The organism is Streptomyces sp. MBT65, from assembly GCF_016612545.1.
Lineage (GTDB): Bacteria > Actinomycetota > Actinomycetes > Streptomycetales > Streptomycetaceae > Streptomyces.
Window position 1 is genome coordinate 1 of sequence record NZ_JAENRY010000530.1, and the last position, 2,749, is coordinate 2,749.

The window sequence follows — 2,749 nt, forward strand, 5'->3', positions numbered from 1 at the left end:
GCGGTCTTCTACGTCGTCTTCCGCCTCGCCGAGGACTACCTCATCGTGCCGAGGGCCATGAAGTTCGCCGTCGACGTCCATCCGTTGGTCACCGTCCTCGCGGTGCTGGTCGGCGGGGCGCTCCTCGGCATCATCGGAGCCCTCGTCGCCATCCCGGCGGCGGTCGCCGTGGGCCTGGTCCTCGACGAGTACGTGTTTCCCAAGAAGGAACGGAGATGACTTTCCCAAGAAGGAACGGAGCTGACGGCGTGCTGCGCCAGGGATGTCCTCTCGTTGGACGGCGTCAACCTCCGGTAAGCGAGCCGCCTCCCTCACGGAGTGTCCAGGCGGCCGACTGCCCGGCTCAGCCACCGTCCTCTCGGCACCTTCGCTGCTCACCCCTCCGAGCGCGCCCCGCACCAGTGCACCATCACGGTGACTTTGGTACGGGTCCGGGAAGTCGAGGCGCCGTGGCTGTCGTACGTGCGATGATCCGCTACCGGTCCAATGGCCGGGCGACCATCGTCCTGGAGGGTGAGATCGATCTGTCCACAGCTCCCTCCGTCCAGACGGCCCTGGCCACCTGCCGGGCCAGGAAGGCGACGGACATCGACGTCGACCTCACCGCGGTCAGCTTCTGCGACGCCAGTGGTCCGAACGTCTTCATCGCCGCCTCGCGGCACGCCGCGGCGGAGGAGGGAGACGTACGACTGCACCACCTCGCCCCGGTCGTACGGCTGCTCCTGGACGTTACCGGCACGGGATACCTCCTGACCGGGCGGCATCCGGACGGCCAGGCGTCCCGGGACAGTGCCCGGCAGGCGTCCAGCGGAGCTCCATGATCAGTGACGGGATGGCGGAGATCCTGCGGCTGCTGCACACCGCGTCCTGGCCGGACGTGGCGGAGGACGCGGCCGAACTGCTCGCCGTGGACGGGATCGCGGTCAGCGCGGTCACCGCATCGGGCGAGGCGGAGCTGTTGTGGTCCTCGGCCGTCATCTCGCGCGACTTCGAGGATCTGCAACTCACCCTCGGGCAGGGCCCGGGACCCGACTGTCTGGCCGGCGGCGCCGCGGTCCGCGTGCCGGACATGGGCGGCGTACGGGAAGACCGCTGGCCCGCTCTTTCGGCCGAGGTGTCCGCCACGGCCGTGCGGGCGGTGTTCTGCTTCCCGCTGCGGATCGGAGCCATCACACTGGGCGTGCTTACCCTGGCCAGAAGCACACCCGGACATCTGACCTCGGCACAGGGCGACGATGTCGACGTACTCGTCGGCGTGCTGACCCGACGGGTTCTGGACCTTGGAGATCCGCAGCTGTCCTCGGCGCATTACCGGGACCTGGAACCTCCCGTACTGCACCAGGCGGTCCTCCACCAGGCGACCGGCATGGTCAGCGTTCAGCTCGCGGTACCCCTGGCCGAGGCGCTGCTGCGGCTGCGCGCCCACGCCTACGGCAACAGTCGCACCCTTACAGATACAGCACGGGACATCGTGGCCAGGCGCCTGCGGCTTGCCCCCGATCCGCACCCGACGGACCTCCCCGATGACGCAGACGAGGACTGATCTCCATGACAACCCGTGAACAGCAGCTCACCGAGGTCTTCGTCGAGGTGGCCGACTCCCTGATCGACGACTTCGACGTCATCGACTTCCTGCAGAAGCTCTCCGTGCGCTGCCGGGACCTGCTGGACGTCGCGGCCGTCGGTATCCTGCTGGCGGACGAGAACGACGGACTCCACGTCCTGGCCGCCTCCGACGAAGACACGCGGATGCTGGAACTCTTCGCCCTCCAGCACGACCAGGGGCCCTGCGTCGACTGCTGCCGCGACGGCCGGCCGCGGATCAACATCAGCCTGACCGATCCCGACGCCGCCGTCAGGTGGCCCGACTTCGCCCGCGGCGCCCAGGACGCCGGTTTCGTCGCCACCAACGCCCTGCCGCTGCGGCTGCGCGGACGGATCATCGGCGCGCTGAGCCTGTTCCGGACGGTGCCCGAGCCCTTGGCCGAACAGGATCTGGTCCTTGCCCAGGCCCTCGCCGACGTGGCCACCATCGCGATCCTCCAGCAGCGCACCCTCGCGCACACCGAGGCCGAACGCGACCAGCTCCAGTACGCCCTCAACAGCCGCATCGTCATCGAGCAGGTCAAGGGCATCCTCGCCGAGCGATGGCAGACGCCCATCGACGAGGCGTTCAGCGTCTTCCGCGCCTACGCCCGCGCCAACAGCCGCAAACTCTCCGACCTCGCCCGGGACATCACCGACGGCACGCAGGACACCGACGCCATCCGCACCTTCACTACGCGTGGGTCCGGAACGGCCGACTGACAACCACCGCGCCGACGGTGGGGCCCGCGGGTGAGCGGATCGGAACACCGTCACGGCAGGATGCTGACCGCGCGGGCGTTGGTCGCCGGCACGTAAGTGATGGCCTTGAGCGGTACGGGGCACGGCTGTGTCCCGGTCGGCCGTCGCGGTGGCGACGGTGACGTCCGCGCCGTCCTCGCGCGAGGCCGCGGGTCCTCGACGTAGGGGATGGGGTCAGTGACCGAGGGCCTTGGCCAGTTGCTGCTTGTTCATGGCGGAACGGCCCTGGATGTTGCGCTTTCGGGCCTCCTCGTAGAGCTGGTCCCTGGTGGGGCTCACGGGGCCGCGGTGCGAGCGCTCGCCCCCGCGCTGGGAGGCGGACTTCTTGTCCTGGGTGGAGGCCTTGCTCGCCTGGCGTGCTTCGCCGGAACGGGCCCGCTCCTTGTTGACCGTCCGCGCGGCG

The 2,749-nt window shown here is 69.5% G+C and carries 5 protein-coding genes; 4 read left to right on the forward strand and 1 reads right to left on the reverse strand.

The window, feature by feature from the left end; translation table 11 throughout:
* The 4 genes from JHN63_RS49755 to JHN63_RS49770 form a co-directional block, all read left to right on the forward strand.
* Positions 1 to 219, forward strand: a 219-nt coding sequence (locus JHN63_RS49755; RefSeq protein ID WP_200691737.1) for an AI-2E family transporter, incomplete at its 5' end; no start/stop codon positions are given.
* Between the two features lie 230 nt (positions 220 to 449).
* Complete coding sequence (locus tag JHN63_RS49760; RefSeq protein ID WP_307782181.1) at positions 450 to 821, forward strand: STAS domain-containing protein; 372 nt, start codon at positions 450 to 452, stop codon at positions 819 to 821.
* A complete protein-coding gene (locus tag JHN63_RS49765) occupies positions 818 to 1,543 on the forward strand; it encodes a GAF and ANTAR domain-containing protein (RefSeq protein ID WP_200691738.1) in 726 nt (241 codons plus the stop codon). Before JHN63_RS49760 ends, JHN63_RS49765 begins: the two co-directional genes overlap by 4 nt.
* Positions 1,544 to 1,548: 5 nt before the next feature.
* On the forward strand, positions 1,549 to 2,307 hold the full coding sequence (locus tag JHN63_RS49770) for a GAF and ANTAR domain-containing protein (protein ID WP_200691739.1): 759 nt from the start codon (positions 1,549 to 1,551) through the stop codon (positions 2,305 to 2,307).
* Positions 2,308 to 2,520: 213 nt separating this feature from the next.
* Here JHN63_RS49770 and JHN63_RS49775 read toward each other — a convergent pair.
* Positions 2,521 to 2,749 (reverse strand): plasmid stabilization protein (locus JHN63_RS49775; protein WP_200691740.1); only part of this gene is annotated, 229 nt, incomplete at its 5' end.